The sequence below is a fragment of the Blautia sp. HCP3S3_B11 genome (genome assembly GCF_052064435.1).
Classification (GTDB): Bacteria; Bacillota; Clostridia; order Lachnospirales; family Lachnospiraceae; genus Blautia_A.
Genome location: NZ_JBQHVP010000010.1, coordinates 102,732 through 120,657, shown reverse-complemented (window position 1 = coordinate 120,657; position 17,926 = coordinate 102,732). Strand labels below are relative to the sequence as shown.

The 17,926-nt window shown below is 42.4% G+C and carries 13 protein-coding genes and 1 other RNA gene; 2 read left to right on the top strand and 12 right to left on the bottom strand.

What is annotated here, in order from left to right:
- Positions 1-230: 230 nt before the first annotated feature.
- The gene (gene tgt / locus ACTNC0_RS09755) at positions 231-1,382 is read right to left on the bottom strand and encodes a tRNA guanosine(34) transglycosylase Tgt (protein WP_008703492.1); all 1,152 of its coding nucleotides are present in this window, start codon (positions 1,380-1,382) and stop codon (positions 231-233) included.
- Positions 1,383-1,677: 295 nt separating this feature from the next.
- Here tgt and ACTNC0_RS09750 point away from each other — a divergent pair, with 295 nt between their 5' ends.
- Positions 1,678-5,919, top strand: a complete 4,242-nt coding sequence (locus tag ACTNC0_RS09750; RefSeq protein ID WP_441087217.1) for an acyl-CoA dehydratase activase-related protein — start codon at positions 1,678-1,680, stop codon at positions 5,917-5,919.
- Positions 5,920-6,146: 227 nt separating this feature from the next.
- Here ACTNC0_RS09750 and ACTNC0_RS09745 read toward each other — a convergent pair whose 3' ends face one another.
- The 6 genes from ACTNC0_RS09745 to ACTNC0_RS09720 all read right to left on the bottom strand — a co-directional run bounded on the left by ACTNC0_RS09745 (position 6,147) and on the right by ACTNC0_RS09720 (position 12,605).
- A complete protein-coding gene (locus ACTNC0_RS09745) occupies positions 6,147-7,775 on the bottom strand; it encodes a putative polysaccharide biosynthesis protein (RefSeq protein ID WP_441087216.1) in 1,629 nt (542 codons plus the stop codon).
- 45 nt (positions 7,776-7,820) lie between these two features.
- Positions 7,821-8,495 (bottom strand): uracil-DNA glycosylase, encoded by a 675-nt coding sequence (gene ung, locus ACTNC0_RS09740; RefSeq protein ID WP_008703498.1) that lies wholly within the window; start codon positions 8,493-8,495, stop codon positions 7,821-7,823.
- A gap of 32 nt (positions 8,496-8,527) precedes the next feature.
- Positions 8,528-9,286, bottom strand: coding sequence for an imidazole glycerol phosphate synthase subunit HisF (hisF, locus tag ACTNC0_RS09735; RefSeq protein ID WP_441087215.1), 759 nt, complete (start codon positions 9,284-9,286; stop codon positions 8,528-8,530).
- Positions 9,287-9,928 (bottom strand): imidazole glycerol phosphate synthase subunit HisH, encoded by a 642-nt coding sequence (hisH, locus tag ACTNC0_RS09730; protein WP_441087214.1) that lies wholly within the window; start codon positions 9,926-9,928, stop codon positions 9,287-9,289.
- 335 nt (positions 9,929-10,263) lie between these two features.
- A complete protein-coding gene (locus ACTNC0_RS09725; protein WP_441087213.1) occupies positions 10,264-11,928 on the bottom strand; it encodes a sensor histidine kinase in 1,665 nt (554 codons plus the stop codon).
- Positions 11,925-12,605: a response regulator transcription factor gene (locus ACTNC0_RS09720; RefSeq protein WP_117677037.1), complete on the bottom strand. Its 681-nt coding sequence runs from the start codon at positions 12,603-12,605 to the stop codon at positions 11,925-11,927. The genes ACTNC0_RS09725 and ACTNC0_RS09720 overlap by 4 nt, the downstream gene beginning before the upstream one ends.
- A 344-nt stretch (positions 12,606-12,949) precedes the next feature.
- Between ACTNC0_RS09720 and ssrA the strand changes: the two genes are divergently transcribed.
- Positions 12,950-13,298, top strand: a transfer-messenger RNA (tmRNA) gene (gene ssrA, locus ACTNC0_RS09715).
- 277 nt (positions 13,299-13,575) lie between these two features.
- On the opposite strand, the gene ACTNC0_RS09710 is transcribed toward ssrA, so the two are convergent.
- The 5 genes from ACTNC0_RS09710 to ACTNC0_RS09690 all read right to left on the bottom strand — a co-directional run bounded on the left by ACTNC0_RS09710 (position 13,576) and on the right by ACTNC0_RS09690 (position 17,821).
- Positions 13,576-14,583 carry an aldo/keto reductase gene (locus ACTNC0_RS09710; RefSeq protein ID WP_441087211.1) on the bottom strand — a complete coding sequence of 336 codons (1,008 nt, stop codon included), beginning with the start codon at positions 14,581-14,583 and terminating at the stop codon, positions 13,576-13,578.
- 96 nt (positions 14,584-14,679) lie between these two features.
- Positions 14,680-15,237, bottom strand: a complete 558-nt coding sequence (gene efp / locus ACTNC0_RS09705) for an elongation factor P (RefSeq protein WP_008703519.1) — start codon at positions 15,235-15,237, stop codon at positions 14,680-14,682.
- 165 nt (positions 15,238-15,402) lie between these two features.
- On the bottom strand, positions 15,403-15,927 hold the full coding sequence (locus tag ACTNC0_RS09700) for a shikimate kinase (protein ID WP_441087210.1): 525 nt from the start codon (positions 15,925-15,927) through the stop codon (positions 15,403-15,405).
- Complete coding sequence (locus ACTNC0_RS09695) at positions 15,924-16,427, bottom strand: YqeG family HAD IIIA-type phosphatase (RefSeq protein ID WP_119244829.1); 504 nt, start codon at positions 16,425-16,427, stop codon at positions 15,924-15,926. The genes ACTNC0_RS09700 and ACTNC0_RS09695 overlap by 4 nt, the downstream gene beginning before the upstream one ends.
- A gap of 32 nt (positions 16,428-16,459) precedes the next feature.
- Positions 16,460-17,821 carry a citrate/2-methylcitrate synthase gene (locus ACTNC0_RS09690; protein ID WP_441087209.1) on the bottom strand — a complete coding sequence of 454 codons (1,362 nt, stop codon included), beginning with the start codon at positions 17,819-17,821 and terminating at the stop codon, positions 16,460-16,462.
- Positions 17,822-17,926 lie beyond the last annotated feature (105 nt).

The following is a 17,926-nucleotide window of genomic DNA, read 5'->3' as shown; positions in this document are numbered from 1 at the left end:
TTTTCCTGTTATTCTGCATATTTGCAGTCCATCATGTATTCACAGACCGTCCTGACGGCTGCTCATACTGAAGAGCTGCTTTGCGATCCACTTATAATCTCCGTTACCTTCTGTATGAAATCTTGTTTTCATGCAGAACAATCTGATTAAAGCGTCACTACACATCATACACAAAAAAACGCTTTACTTCAAGAGTTTTTGGCATATTTAATAATTATTTTATATACAGATTATCTTTTCGAGTTAATTTTGCCCTCTTCAAAGCCTTCCAGCCGCATTTTCTTATATTCTGCGAAGTTTCCTGCATCAAGAGCATCTCGGATCTCTTCCATCATATGATTATAGAAATACAGATTGTGAAGTACACAGAGACGCATTCCCAGCATTTCCTTTGCTTTCAGAAGATGACGGATATAGGCTCTGCTGTAATGCTGGCATGCAGGACACTGACAGCCTTCTTCGATAGGACGTGTGTCCAGTTCATATTTTGCATTGAACAGATTCATCTTTCCATGATTGGTATATACATGTCCATGGCGGCCGTTACGGCTTGGATATACGCAGTCAAAGAAATCAATTCCTCTCTCAACACCTTCCAGAATATTTGCCGGTGTTCCCACACCCATCAGGTAAGTAGGTTTATTCTGAGGAAGATAGGGGACTACCGCATCCAGGATCCTGTACATCTCTTCATGGGTTTCTCCAACTGCCAGACCGCCGACAGCATAGCCATCCAGATCCATTTCAGAGATCGCTTTGGCATGCTCAATACGGATATCTTCATAAACAGCACCCTGGTTGATTCCAAACAGAAGCTGTTCTTTGTTAATGGTATCCGGCAGACTGTTCAGTCTCGCCATTTCCGCTTTACAGCGGGCAAGCCATCTTGTGGTCCTGTCTACAGATTTCTGCACATAATCCCTGTCAGCCACACTGCTGGGACATTCATCAAATGCCATGGCAATGGTGGAGGCAAGATTGGACTGGATCTGCATACTCTCTTCCGGTCCCATAAAGATCTTATGCCCGTCAATATGGGAATTAAAATAAACCCCCTCTTCTTTGATCTTTCTCAGCTTTGCAAGGGAAAACACCTGGAATCCGCCTGAGTCTGTAAGGATTGGTTTGTCCCATACCATAAATTTATGAAGGCCGCCTAACTGCTTTACTATTTTATCACCCGGGCGCACATGAAGATGATAAGTATTTGATAATTCTACCTGTGTTCCGATCTGCTGTAAATCCATGGTGGATACGGCACCCTTGATTGCGCCAATCGTTCCCACATTCATAAAAACAGGAGTCTGGATCGTGCCATGCACTGTATGAAATTCTGCACGCTTGGCACGGCCTTCTGTTTTAAGAAGTTTATATTCTGCCATTTTTTCTCTCCTCTTGATAAAAATCGCTTTTTCTATTATATCCCGAAATAGCTGAATTTTCAACTGCAAATAAGGTAATCATTGGTAAAGTTTCATATTGTCTTTTTCAGGCCATTAGCGTATAATATTACGGAATATCCCATATCTGGAAACAGATATTTAATAGGAAAGAACAGGATAGATTTTTACTGTTTACTTCGTGTCCGGCAGCACGCTTTGCATGATATCAGCAGCAAACAGTAAGGAAAAATTCAACTTTGTTTATATACAATACGAGGAGGCTTGAATTTACTTTATGAATTACAAAACACTTGGAATTGACATTGGTTCCACTACTGTAAAGATTGCGATCTTAGATGAGAATGAAAATCTCATTTTCGCGGATTACAAGCGTCATTTTGCGAACATTCAGGAAACCCTTGCAGACCTTCTTCAGGAGGCCTTTGACCAGTATGGCGAGATGACTCTCCATCCTGTGATCACAGGTTCCGGCGGTCTGACCCTTGCCAACCATCTGGGCGTTCCTTTTACCCAGGAGGTTATTGCAGTTTCTACTTCTCTGCAGAAGCTGGCACCAAAGACAGATGTTGCCATCGAGCTTGGCGGTGAGGATGCCAAGATCATTTATTTCGAAAACGGAAACGTAGAACAGCGTATGAACGGTATCTGTGCAGGCGGTACCGGTTCTTTCATCGACCAGATGGCTTCTCTTCTCCAGACAGATGCCACAGGTCTGAATGAATATGCCAAAGATTACAAAGCGCTCTACCCGATTGCTGCACGCTGCGGTGTTTTCGCCAAAACGGATATCCAGCCGCTGATCAATGACGGTGCAACCAAACCGGATCTGTCAGCTTCTATTTTCCAGGCAGTTGTAAACCAGACCATCTCCGGTCTTGCCTGTGGAAAACCCATCCGTGGACATGTTGCATTCCTGGGTGGTCCGCTTCACTTCCTGTCCGAACTGAGAGAATCCTTTATCCGTACTTTGAAGCTGGATGAGGAACACACCATCATTCCGGAGAACTCCCATCTTTTTGCAGCCATCGGTTCTGCATTAAATGCAAAAGAAGACAACTCCATTTCCCTGACAGAAATGAAAGACAGACTCCGCAATTCCATTAAGCTGGATTTTGAAGTAGAACGTATGGAACCACTTTTCGCTTCTCAGGAAGAATACGATGCATTTGCAAAACGTCAGAGTTCCTACAAAGTAAAAACAGGAGATCTGGCTACATATAAAGGAAACTGCTATCTGGGTATTGATGCAGGTTCCACCACAACCAAAACTGCACTGGTAGGCGAAGATGGAACACTTCTCTATTCCTTTTACAGCAGTAACAACGGAAACCCGTTAAAAACTACCATCCGTTCTATTAAAGAAATCTATGAACTGCTTCCCAAAGACGCAAAGATCGCTTATTCCTGTTCTACAGGTTACGGCGAGGCTCTGATCAAAGCGGCCCTGCTCCTGGATGAGGGCGAGGTTGAGACCGTATCCCATTACTATGCAGCTGCATTCTTTGACCCAGAGGTAGACTGTATCCTGGATATCGGCGGACAGGATATGAAATGTATCAAGATCCGCAACAAGACCGTTGACAGCGTACAGTTAAATGAAGCATGCTCCTCCGGATGCGGTTCCTTTATTGAAACCTTTGCCAAATCCCTGAATTATACAGTACAGGATTTCGCAAAAGCTGCTGTTTTCGCACAACATCCTATTGATCTTGGTACCAGATGTACTGTTTTCATGAATTCCAAGGTAAAGCAGGCACAGAAAGAGGGAGCTGAGGTTTCCGATATTTCCGCAGGTCTTGCTTACTCTGTTATCAAAAATGCACTCTATAAGGTTATTAAGGTTTCTGATGCTTCCGAACTTGGCAGACACATCGTTGTACAGGGTGGTACCTTCTACAATGATGCGGTTCTTCGAAGCTTCGAAAAGATTGCAGGCTGCGAAGCCATCCGTCCGGATATTGCCGGAATCATGGGTGCCTTCGGTGCCGCACTGATTGCCCGTGAACGCCATCAGGAAGGCGCAGAAACGACTATGCTCTCCATTGATAAGATCAACGAGCTGAAATATACAACTTCTATGGCAAACTGTCGTGGATGTACCAATAACTGCCGTCTGACTATCAACAAATTCTCCGGAGGCCGTCAGTATGTAAGCGGTAACCGCTGCGAGCGTGGTATCGGTAAGGAAAAGAACAAAGATCATATTCCGAATCTTTATGAATACAAATATAAACGTATTTTCTCCTACACACCGCTTACTGCTGATAAGGCATCCAGAGGTAAAGTAGGTATCCCGCGTGTTCTGAATATGTTTGAGAATTATCCTTTCTGGTATACTTTCTTTACAGAACTGAAGTATGAGGTTGTGCTCTCTCCTACTTCCACCAGAAAGATTTATGAGCTGGGTATTGAATCCATTCCAAGTGAATCCGAATGCTACCCTGCCAAGCTCGCACATGGCCATGTAACCTGGCTGATCCGCAATGGCGTGAAATTTATTTTCTACCCATGTATCCCATATGAACGTAACGAGTTCCCGGATGCAGTCAATCACTATAACTGCCCGATTGTTACTTCTTATGCCGAAAATATCAAAAATAACGTAGACGAATTAAATGATCCGTCCATTACCTTCCGCAATCCCTTCCTTGCATTTACTTCTGAGGAAATTCTGGCAAATCGTCTGGTAGAGGAATTTAAGGATATCCCGGCAGGAGAAGTCAAAGCTGCTGTGCATAAGGGCTGGGAAGAAATGGCTGCTGCACGCCGCGATGTACAGAAAAAAGGGGAAGAAACCCTGAAATATCTGGAAGATACAGGACGCCATGGTATTGTCCTTGCAGGACGCCCATACCATATTGACCCGGAAATCCATCATGGTATCCCGGATCTGATCAACAGCTATGGTATTGCCGTACTTACTGAGGATTCCATCTCTCATCTGGCACCTGTGGAACGCCCGATCCGCGTCAACGACCAGTGGATGTACCACTCCAGACTGTATGCTGCCGCAAACTATGTAAAGACACGCGATGACCTGGATCTGATCCAGCTCAACTCTTTTGGATGTGGTCTGGATGCAGTTACTACAGACGAGGTTTATGAAATCCTTGACGGAAGTGACAAAATCTATACCTGCTTAAAGATTGACGAGGTAAATAACCTTGGTGCTGCAAGAATCCGTATCCGTTCCCTGATCGCAGCGATCCGTGCGAAGAAAGCACAGGGACAGAAACGTACTGTCAAACCTGCTTCCATTGATAAAGTATCCTTTACAAAGGAAATGAGAAAGGACTATACCATCCTCTGCCCGCAGATGTCACCGTTCCATTTCAGCCTCCTGCAGGCAGCATTCAATTCCTGCGGATACAACCTGGAGGTGCTTCCGAATGACAATAAGCATGCAGTGGATGTTGGTCTGAAGTATGTAAACAATGACGCCTGCTATCCGTCTCTGATCGTTGTGGGACAGATCATGGATGCTCTGCTTTCCGGTAAATATGACCTGAACAAAACGGCCGTTGTCATGTCACAGACAGGTGGCGGATGTCGTGCTTCCAACTATATCGCATTTATACGACGCGCATTAAAGAAAGCCGGTATGGAACAGATTCCGGTTATCTCTGTTAACTTAAGCGGTCTGGAAAGCAATCCCGGATTCAAACTTACGCTTCCATTAGTGAAGAAAGTTGCTTACGGTGCCGTATTCGGAGATATCCTGATGAAATGCGTATATCGTATGCGTCCTTATGAACTGGAAGAGGGAATCGTAAACAGAAAACATAAAATCTGGGAACAGCGTGTGATCTCTTTCTTAAGCGGAAGCAGTGTCAGCCACAGCCAGTTTAAGAAAATGTGCCGCGAAATGGTTCACGAATTTGATACCATTCCGATCAGTGATGTGAAGAAGCCTCGTGTCGGCATCGTAGGTGAGATCCTTGTCAAGTTCCTGCCTGCTGCAAATAATCATCTGGCAGAGCTTCTGGAATCTGAAGGCGCTGAGGCAGTTGTACCGGATCTGATCGATTTCATGTGCTACTGCTTCTATAATCAGAACTTTAAGGTAGAAAATCTTGGATTCAAGAAGTCCAAGGCAACCATGGCAAACTGGGGAATCAAAGCAATCGAATGGGTGAGAAAGCCTGCAAGCGAAGCTCTTGCACAGAGCCGCCATTTTGCACCGCCTGCTGATATCAGAGATCTGGCAAAAATGGCATCTCCGATCGTTTCCACCGGAAACCAGACAGGTGAGGGATGGTTCCTGACAGGTGAGATGATGGAACTGATCCATGGAGATGTTCCGAATATTGTTTGTATCCAGCCTTTCGGATGTCTGCCGAACCATATTGTGGGTAAGGGTGTTATCAAAGAAATCCGCAGAGAATATCCCACAGCAAACATTGTAGCCATCGACTATGATCCGGGTGCAAGTGAAGTCAACCAGCTGAACCGAATCAAACTGATGCTCTCCACAGCCCAGAAGAATCTGAAAAAAGCAGAAGAAAAAAATGCATAAATAATACCGTAATGGATATATTGCAATGTATTTTACCTTGCAATATATCCGCCTTAGAGCGTATTTGAAAAATCATTCCCGCAATCTACATATCCTGCTTTGCGAAAAGCATTTTTCAAACGCGCTCAAAAAAAGAGTTATATTTCAGAAATTTTAAATGTGTTTCTATTTCAGAACTACATTTAAACCATGAAATATAACTCTTTTGTTTTTTATAATTTCAGTGTTTAATTATTCTTCCAGAACGGAAGTTTCTCTGCAATCCTTATCAGATAGCTTCCACCCGGAATTCTTCTAAGCTGTGATTCTGACGGTTTGCTGATGATCAGGTAAGCAAACAGATAAACAACCGCAGCAACAGGAATGGAAACGATCAGACAAATGAAATTGGATTTTACAAAAATATTCAGTCCATAACAGATACAGCCTGCAACAATTCCCATGGGAACAGATGCAAGAACAGGATACAGATATCCTTCTTTCCATGGATTCTTATACTGCAGATATTTCTTCATGGCTCTGTCATTTAACACACATACAACCACAGAATAGATCACCATTGCGATCAGCAGTGCATAAACTCCAAGGTTTGTAGTAAACAGAAGCACTACCACTACCACAATATCCACAACCAGTGCGATTGCAGCCGTAATCACCGGAATCCTCTGCTGTCCGATTGCCTGCAGAACTCCATTGGAAATATTTGACATTCCATTGAGCAGGATCGAAAAAGAACCAAGGATCAGCAGGTTGGCTGCCAGTCCTGTGGAATTTCCGTAAAGCAAAAATACAATCGGCTGTGCAAGCACTGCCAGTCCCATGGCACATGGGGCGGAAACTACCATAGAAAGCTGTACGGTCTGGTCAATGCACTCTCTGGTCGCTTCAATGTCTCCGGTGGCATACAGGGCGGAAACTTCCGGAATCATGGAAGTAGGTGCCGTACTGGACAGCGTCAGAGGAATATTAATAATAGTCATAAAGTAAGTAGCATACTCTGCATATAAAATACCAATCTGTGCCGCATCTCCACCTCTTCTTCCCAGAATATCCGAGAAAAGATACCCATTGATATAAGCATTTACATTATAAACAAAGGCGCTGAGAATGATCGGCGAAACAACCAGGATAATCACACGAAAAATCTCTTTGTAGGACTCTTCCTGATGTCTGTGGTCTTTCTCTACCCGGTGCAGGATTTTTCTGCGGTTTAAACCATACACCAGAAGCATGAATGCCAATGCAGTCACCACTCCGGCTCCGGTTCCTACTGTGGAACCTGCTGCCCCCCATTTTGCAATGCTGTTCTCTGTTCCATCTGAGAATGCATTGATGAATCCCCAGGCTGCCAGAAGACTGACTGCCGCATTAAATACCTGCTCAATGATCTGGGAGATAGATGTTGGCATCATATTTCTGTATGCCTGAAAATATCCTCTGAATACCCCAAGAATACCGGACAAAAAAATCGTCGGAGCCAGGATCTGAAGTGCCGGAATTGCATCCTTCTGATTCTGAGGGATGATCAGCCCTGCTCCAAAGAGACAGAATAAACCGACCACTCCGCCAATCACCATGGCATAGATCATGGCACCCTTAAAGAACTTATGTGCATTTCTGTAATCCTTCAGAGCAATACGCTCGGAGATCAGCTTGGATACCGCCTGTGGAATACTAAAGGATGCGATCATCAGAAGGATCATATAGGCATTCTGTGCAAGACTTGTATAGCCCATTCCAAGGCTTCCGATAATATTGGAAAGGGGACTCTTGTACAGAAGACCGATCACCTTGGAGATCATAGCTGCAATCATCAGAAAGGATGCATTTTTTACTAAATTGTTTTTCTGATTCATGTTATCACTGTGTGTCTTTTACCTGACTACACATTACCTCTTTTCTTATATATTTTCTATCTGCCAGTCGATTGGTTCCAGACCATTGGCAACAAGAAATTCGTTTGTTTTACTGAAATGTTTACATCCGAAAAATCCCCTGTAAGCAGACAGAGGACTTGGATGAGGTGCCTCCAGAATCAGATGCTTCGGATTATTCAGCATGGATTTTTTCATCTGCGCCGGACGTCCCCATAGCAAAAATACAATAGGACGGTCTTGCTCATTCAGAACCTGGATCGCAGCATCCGTAAACTGCTCCCAGCCGATCCCCCTGTGTGAATTTGCCTGATGGGCGCGTACAGTCAAAACGGTGTTCAGAAGAAGCACCCCCTGCTTCGCCCACTTCTCCAGATAGCCGTTATTGGGGATATAGCATCCACAGTCATCATGAAGCTCCTGATAAATATTCACCAGCGACGGCGGAGTCTCCACTCCTCTCTTTACGGAAAAACAAAGCCCATGAGCCTGCCCGTCATTATGATAGGGATCCTGACCCAGGATCACTACCTTCACTTCATTCAACGGTGTAAAATGAAATGCATTAAACAGATCATCCGCAGGAGGAAAAATCTTCCTAGTCTGATATTCTGTCATCACCGTTTTATATAATTTCGCATAATACGGCTGGTGAAACTCCCCCTTCAGGGCTTCCAGCCAGTCACCTGAAATTGCTGACATACCTTATCCTTCACCTCTTATATTTTTCGTGGTCATCGTCTGACAGAAATTCCCCTGTCAGACAGATAATCCTTCACCTGAGAAATCTCCAGTTCTTTATAATGGAACAAAGACGCAGCCAGTGCAGCACCTGCTCCCCCTTCGGTCAGTGCATCATAAAAATGCTCCAGTGTACCTGCACCGCCTGATGCGATCACCGGAATGGATACTGCATCTGCGATTGCTCTGGTAAGTTTCAGATCATATCCCGCTTTCGTTCCATCGCAGTCCATGCTGGTAAGAAGAATCTCACCTGCGCCAAGGGCTTCCACTTTCTTCGCCCATTCTACAGCATCGATTCCTGTATCCAGTCTTCCACCATGTTTGTAGATATTCCAGCCGCCATCTTCTCTTCTCTTGGCATCAATGGCAACTACAACACACTGGCTTCCGAATTTATCTGCCGCCTCACTGATAAGCTCCGGTCTGTCGATAGCCGCAGAATTTACAGAAATTTTATCCGCGCCTTCTCTTAACAGCTTCTTGAAATCATCTACTGTACGAATTCCGCCGCCTACTGTAAAAGGAATAAATACATTGGCAGCTACACGTCTTACCATATCTACGACGGTGTCTCTCTGTTCGCAGGATGCTGTAATATCCAGAAATACCAGTTCATCTGCTCCCGCCGCATCATAAGCCTTCGCAATCTCCACTGGATCACCGGCATCACGAAGCTGGACAAAATTAACGCCCTTTACCACACGTCCATTATTTACATCCAGGCAGGGAATAATTCTCTTTGTAAACATTTATCTTCCCTCCTTTTCGTCAGTTTCTGTTGTTTTTCCGATAGCAGCAAAATTCTCAAGTATTTTCAGTCCCCATTTGCTGCTCTTTTCCGGATGAAACTGACACGCAAATACATTGTCTTTCTCTACAGATGCATGAATGCAGGTGCTATATTCTGTCGTTGCTTTTACGATTTCAGGATCCTCTGCCTGCAAATAATAGGAATGAACAAAATATACATAGGTCTGTTCCGGAATTCCTTCAAACAATCTGCCATTATTCTGAAGATGCAGAGAGTTCCAGCCCATATGCGGAATCTTAAGTCCTGCTGCCGGTGGAATCTTAACGATTTTACCTTTCAGGATTCCAAGTCCCTCTACCCCAGGAGTTTCTTCACTACTTTCAAAAAGGAGCTGAAGTCCAAGGCAGATTCCAAGAAATGGTATCTTTTTCTCTACAATCTCATGAATCACCGTTACAAGTCCATATGTATGGAGATTCTCCATAGCCTGCCCAAAACTTCCCACTCCCGGCAGAATCACTTTATCTGCACTTAATAAAGTCTGCGGATCACGGGTTACAATTGTTTCTTCTCCAAGATAATGAAGTGCTTTTTCCACGCTTTTGATATTTCCGGCGTCGTAATCGATTATCGCTATCATGTTGTCCTCCTATATCATTATCTTTTTCCTCATTATATAGTAATCCAAGTATACCTCAGAGTACCTGTCAAACTGAATCAACTATCTGTTTTACCTTTGATTCAGATCCAACGGATAAGAATATCCGCCCGCTATATTTGCATAGCTATAATACAGTATAACCCAAAAACAGACAGTTGCAAAGTATAATTTCTTTGCAACTGTCTGTTTTTGTTTCTTTTTATTTTCTTTTATTTCAGTCATCTGCTACTATTCTTAGTTATCGCATACTTCTGACTGAAAGACAGGTCTTTTACTTTACAGGAAAGATCATCTGACAATATTCTCTTAATTTCTTACTGTCTGCAATCCAGCGTAAACCAGAACTCAACACCGTTATCATAGTTACATACGCCATACTTCTGGTTCATGCCCTCAACAATCGCCTTAACAATCGAAAGTCCAATGCCGCTTCCGCCATACTCTCTTGTACGTGCTTTATCTACTTTATAGAATTTATTCCAGAGATTTGGAATATCCTCTTCCGGAATCGGAGTTCCTGTGTTAAATACTGTCACTTTTACGCAGTCACCCTCACGGAATACTTTGATTTCCACCTTACGTTCTCCATCCAGATGATTTAACGCATTGCTTGTATAGTTTGTTACAACTTCTTCCGTTTTAAATTCATCTGCCCAGACGTATACAGGCTCTGTCTCTTCAAAAATCACTGTTGCCTCTTTTTGCTCAATCATAATGTGCATAGAGCCAATCACTCCTTTTATCAGAGATACAATATCGAAACGCTCCATCAACGGAGCATCTTTACCGGATTCCAGCTGATTTAAGGTCAACAGATTCTTTACCAGTTTATTCATTTTGGATGCTTCATCCATGATAACTTCACAGTAAAACTCTCTGCTCTCCGGATCATCGGAAATATTTTCATTCAGACCTTCTGCGTAGCCCTGAATCAACGCGATCGGAGTTTTCAGCTCGTGTGATACGTTATCCAGAAATTCTTTACGCATTTCATCAATCTTGATCTTATCTTCAATATCCTTCTGCAATTTGTTATTTGCCGATTTCAGTTCAGAAATCGTACTTTCCAGTTTTCTGGACATCTTGTTGAAATTATCACCAAGCACATCAATCTCATTTCCCGCCCAACTCTGATATCTTGCCTCAAAATCAAGGTCCGACATCTTTTCTGACAGCTTTGTCAGTTCACTGATTGGTCGGGTAATACGACTTGTTACTACCAGAATGATCAATCCGCTGATCACAACTATGATTGCTCCTACAACAAAATAAAAACTATTAGAAATAGCAGCGCTTTCTTTTATACTTTCCAGTGGAGAACGGATCAGAAAATAATAGCCATTATCAAACTGCCCCCAACATTCTACATATTCCATACCTGCAAATCGGTCATGTACCTGCCACATAGTACAGGTATCTGTCTGTTTGAGAATGCGGCTGCGCTCCATATCCTTATCAAGATCATTCACATATCCGAATAATTTACTTCGGAGCATCTTGGCCATATTATTCTCACCCCAGTAATAGTATCCACTGTTCTCCTCATTTACAATGATCCACGTAAGGTTATTTCTGGAACTGTTCCATTCAATCTCATCCGGAATCTCAGCTTTTGCTTCTTTTGTGTCTTCTCCCGAATCTGTGTCATATTCCAGTATATCATCCAGATTCATCTGGGATAAAAGTACTTTTGCTTCTTCTAGTGCTTCCACTTTCTTGGACACGTAATACTTTTCAAGAAACAGACCGTTAATCAAAGTAATGCTGAAAATAGATAATAACAGCAATCCTATAAACAACACTGAAATCTGATGCTTCAGAGAATGAAATTTTTTAGCTTTGACTCGTTTCTTACGTTTCTTATTTTTTTGTGATTTTTCAGCAGGCGCTGACTCATTCTTTAAATTTTTTTGAATTTCTTTTTCGTCAGTTTTTTCACCTGGAAGCCCTTTCTCACCTGTATTCCCATTTACTGTCATTCGTCTACCTCAAACTTATAACCCATGCCCCATACAGTTTTGATATATTCACCTTTGTCACCCATTTTGCTTCTGAGTTTCTTGACATGGGTGTCAATGGTACGGGCATCTCCGAAGTAGTCGTAATTCCATACAGAATTAAGAATCTTCTCTCTGGAAAGAGCTATTCCCTCATTCTCCAGAAAATAGGTCAGAAGTTCAAATTCCTTGAAGCTTAATTCCATCGGATTGCCATCTACGGTAGCCAGATGTGCGGCTTTGTCTATCACGATACCACCTGCTGAAAGCACATCTTCCGGATTACTCTGACCGGTACGTCGGAGAATTGCTTCTACTCTCGCCACAAGAATCTTCGGGCTGAATGGCTTGGAAATATATTCATCTACTCCCAGATCAAATCCGAGTAGTTCGTCTCTCTCATCACTTCTCGCTGTCAGCATAATGATCGGCACCTTTGAATTTTTACGGATTTCACGGCAGACTTCCCATCCGTCCATCTTCGGCATCATAACATCAAGAATGATCAGCGCGATATCCTTTTCTTCATAAAAGATATCCATAGCCTCCTCACCGTTACCTGCCTCAAGCACCTGAAAATTCTTCTTTGTCAGGAAGTCCTTTACCAGTTTTCTCATACGACTTTCATCATCTACCACCAGGATTTTCAACGCATCCATCTTTATCTCCTCCGTTTTCTTTTTTATCTTTCAAAGCAGCTCGTATCCTACTCTGCTGCTTCTTCTTTCATCAGCTAAATCATTGTTCATTTTATATGAAATTGAAATATGAACAATCATCTGTAATTTTCTATAACGGTACTATAGCAAAGATTTATGTAAGTTTTGTGAACATACAAAAGAAACAAAAAGAAATTTTAGCGAAAATAGACTTGACAGCGTTTAAATTCTTTCATATAATTAAACTCATCTGGAATATAATACATGCCAACATTAAGAAACACGCTTTCGTCTTACCACCAGTGCTGTTTTATAAAAGGACAGCGTAGCAAGAGTCATATTCAGGGCTTGTACTGGTTTCGACGGGGGCTTTGAAGTTGGGGAAGCCATCCGCAGACTCCTGGACTGCGTACCAACCGGGAACCTAAATATAAACGCAGACGAACAGTACGCGTTAGCAGCCTAATTGCTGCTCGTCAGCCCTGATGCACTCACACTTCAGGAATCTGGCGTCGACTATGTGAGAAACCTTGCCGGGTAAGCTTTGCCCCGGTAGATGTATTATGAAGCTACTAAGATGATAAGCCTGTCGGTGGGCGTATCATTGAGGGAATGTTAAAACAGCGACTGTGATGGGAGATGCCTTAATGAATAGGCTTTCGGACGCGGGTTCAATTCCCGCCAGGTCCACTATAGCGCGCCTAGTCAAATCCTGATTACGCGATTAGCGAGCGTATACAAGAATATTGATTGTGCCGTTGGAACGCAAGATATAGAAAGAGAGGAGCTTCGGCTTCTCTTTTTTATATTATAAAAAATTGTTCTGTAATATTCCTATAATATAAAAAATGCGCGTCTGAACTCATCGCTATTGCTGAAATAACGAGAATATGACGCGCAATTATCCATATAATTATTATTTTCTTAAAACTGCAGTATAAGAAATAAATACCAAGTCTCTATCTGATATTTATTCTCCAAACTGCTGTGCACATTCCTTCATCATTTCACGAATCGGCAGATGATATGGACATCTGGTCTCACAGGCACCGCATTCCACGCACGCAGAAGCTTTCACTGCAAGTGAACTATAACGGTTCTTTGCCCAGTCACCCAGTCCATAACGGTTTAAGTAACCTGCAAACAGGAATACATTCGGAATACTGATTCCCACGCTGCAAGGTGCGCAATAATTACATCTGCGGCAGAAATTTGTGCCAAGCTGTTCTCTGACTTCTTCAATTTCTTTCAATTCCTTCTCATTTAACGGAGAAGAATCAAGACAGGCTTTGATGTTTTCTTCCATTTCTTTCTCTTCTGCCATTCCAGGAATTACGATTGTGACATTCTTATTGGCACAGATATAGCGAAGTGCCAGTGTTCCATTCTCAATAGCGCCTCCTGCCAGTGGTTTCATATCAATAAATCCGATATTTTTCTCTTTACATTTTGCAATCAGTTCTTCACCCTGGCTCTCTACGATATTATATGGAAACATAATCGTCTCTACCCAGTCCAGTTCCAGTGCACGTGCAAATACTTCTGTTGAATGTGCAGTTAATCCAATATGTCCGATCTTGCCTGCCGCCTTTGCTTCCTGTAATGCCTCAAGAGCACCGCCTGCTGCCAGCACCTGATCCAACTGCTCCATACTTGGATTGTGTACCTGGTACAGATTAATATAATCTGTGCGAAGATTATGAAGACTCTTCTCAATATCTGCCGCCATAGATTCTTTTGTGCGCGCCATAGACTTTGTTGCAAGTACAAATTTATCTCTGATGCCTTCTAACGCATATCCAAGATACTCTTCACTTACTGTATAGCCTCTGGCTGTATCAATATAATTCACACCCTGATCTGCCAGTTTATGTAGCAGACTTTTTGTTCCTTCTGCATCAATTCTCTGAATCGGGATTCCACCAAGTCCCATTCTGGAAACTTTTAATCCTGTTTTTCCAAGTGTTACGTATTCCATCACTTCATTCCTCCTATATAAAAACTGCCACCGGTCTTCACCGATGGCAGTCTGATTACTTTCTTATAACCGCAAATCCTTAATGATAACCTGCAATTATACTCTGGAGAGATATTCTCCTGTTCTTGTATCGATTTTCAGTTTATCGCCCTGGTTAACGAACAGCGGAACCTGAACCTGTGCACCTGTTTCTACAGTAGCCGGTTTCGTAGCGCCCTGTGCTGTATTTCCCGCGAATCCTGGCTCTGTCTCAGTAACTTCAAGTTCTACGAACAGAGGTGGCTCGATAGCAAATACGTTTCCGTTATGGGAACAAATCTTAACCATTTCGTTCTCTTTAACGAATTTAAGAGAATCGCCAACCTGATCTTTTGTAAGACCAACCTGATCATATGTCTCTACATTCATGAAATAGTACAGATCACCATCATCATACAGATACTGCATATCTACACGCTCGATACGTGCTGCCGGGAATTTCTCTGTAGGACGGAAAGATTTTTCAAGAACTGCTCCTGTGATGATATTTTTGTATTTTGTTCTTACGAAAGCAGCACCCTTTCCTGGTTTTACGTGCTGGAATTCAACAATCTGACATACGTTTCCGTCAATTTCAAGTGTGATACCGTTTTTGAAATCACCTGCTGAAATCATAGTTATATTTCCTCCTTAATAGTACAAGTTCAGCGATGCTGTTTCCCGCCGGTTTTCATTCTGAAATGGCATTTACAGCAACAGCCGGTTCAAAGTGTGTGTCTTTCTCATTCTTCATCTTCGTGACACACTCTTGTTTAATTTTATAATATTCCGACGCTTTTTTCAACTATTTTTTACATATGTTTTTAATTTTTCTTCAAGCTGGGCGATCAGCTCCTCAAAAGGCTTGTCTCCTGTGACCATCTCAACATCCGCAAACTTCGCATAAACCGGATCTCTTTGTTTCAGAAGCTTCTTGATCTTGTCTTCTTTATCTTCACCTTCGATCAAAGGATTATTGCTGGAATTCTCCAGTCTCTTCTTCAATGTAGCGTAAGATCCTTTCAGATATACCACAGTCCCAAGCTTCCTGATATATTTGGCATTCTGCTCCTGCATCGGCAGTCCGGCTCCCAGTGAAATAACTTTCTGTTCCGGATCATCGATTAAAGCCTTAATTACAGTAGTCTCAAGTGCTCTGTAAAATGGTTCGCCAAATCTTTCAAAAATCTCTTTCATTGTAAGGTTCATCTTTTTACTTACTACGCGGTCAACATCTATAAACGGCAGATTAAAATCCTTTGCCAGACGTTTTCCTACTTTTGTTTTTCCTGAACCCATAAATCCTATGATAACAATATGGTTCATGAATTCCCCTCCTCTTTACGGTAAAAATATAGCACAATTCTTTCAAGGTATCTCTTAAGTACGATCTGAATCTCTTCTTTCGGATTGAGTGGTTTCACCAGAATATTACGGATTCCTGCACGTTTCGCTCCAAATATATCAGTAAACAGCTGGTCTCCCACAAAAATCGTATTACTCCTGTCAGTTCCAAGAAGTTCCATTGCCCTGATATAATTCTTCGTTGAAGGCTTGTGTGCATCTTCTATGAAATGCTCTCCTATCGCATCATTAAAAGAGGAAACTCTTTCATACTGATTATTCGACAGGAAACAACACTTAAAGCCAAGTTCCTTCAAATGTGCAAACAATGCGCATGCTCTCTCATCTGCCGGTGCGCCATGGGGTACTAAAGTATTATCTATATCAAATAAAAGCCCCCTGTATCCTTGCGCATACAGATTGTCAAAGTCAATCACATAAGTAGAATCCACATATTCATCCGGAAAAAAACATTTAAACATTTGCAGCTATTCCTTTATTTGTATTTTTACGATCAACGCTCATTAAGCGGAACGTATACCGCCGGTTCCAGAACGTTCTTGTATGCAGGACGAATGATCTTGTCAGCATTGATAAGCTCTTCCATTCGGTGAGCACTCCATCCTACGATACGCGCAACTGCAAACATCGGCGTAAACAGCTCAAGCGGCAGATCCAGCATACTGTAGACAAAGCCACTGTAGAAATCCACATTGGCACTTACCCCTTTATAAATACGACGTTCCTCTGCAATTACTTCCGGTGCCAGACGTTCTACCATAGAATACAGACCATAATCCTTCATTCTGCCCTTCTCCCTTGCCAGTGTTTCCACATAAGTTTTAAACACTTCGGCTCGCGGATCAGATACAGAATAGATGGCATGTCCCATACCATAGATCAGTCCTTTCTGATCAAATGCTTCTTTATGAAGAAGTCTCTTTAAGTATACACGGACTTCGTCTTCATCTTTCCAGTCCTTAACTTCTTTCTTCATATCATTGAACATTTTGACAACTTTAATGTTTGCGCCGCCATGTTTTGGTCCTTTTAAAGATCCAAGTGCTGCCGCAATCGCAGAATAAGTATCGGTTCCTGATGAAGAGACAACATGAGTTGTAAATGTAGAGTTATTACCTCCGCCATGCTCCATATGAAGAATAAGTGCAATATCCAGAATCTTCGCTTCCAGATGTGAATATTTCTTATCTGGTCTTAACATTCTCAGAATGTTCTCTGCCGTTGAAAGTTCTTTCTTCGGATTATGGATATAAAGGCTCTTTCCCTTTATGTAATGGTTATAAGCCTGATAACCATAGACAGACAGCAGTGGAAATATACTGATAAGATTCAGACATTGTCTGAGTACATTTGGCAATGACGTGTCATCTGGATTTGTATCATAAGAATATAATGTAAGCACGCTTCTTGAAAGAGCATTCATAATATCCTTACTTGGTGCTTTCATTACAACATCGCGGACAAAATTTGTCGGGAGTGACCGCTGATCAGCCAGAAGCTCTGTAAAATCAGCAAGCTGCTTCTTGTCAGGAAGCTTCCCAAACAACAACAGATATGTAACTTCTTCAAACCCATATCTGTCGTCTTCAATAAAGCCCTTTGTCAGTTCTTTAATATCGTATCCCCTGTAGGAAAGACTGCCTGCACATGGAACTTCTTTACCATCTACGATCTTTGTAGCTTTGACATTGGAAACCTGTGTCAGCCCCGCAAGAACGCCTTTTCCATTAATGTCACGCAGACCTCTCTTTACATCATATTTTCCATACAAAGAAAGATCCAGACTTGTATGCTCCTTGCAGATATCAGTCAGATTTTCAATTTCAGGTGTTACTTTCATTTTAAATCCCGCCATGTAATTAAATCCCCTTTCTTCACAATTCTGTCGATAATAAGTCCCCCTCTTCATCCCTGATCTGTTATGAGATACTGATCGATAATGTTACTTTTCACTGCTAAT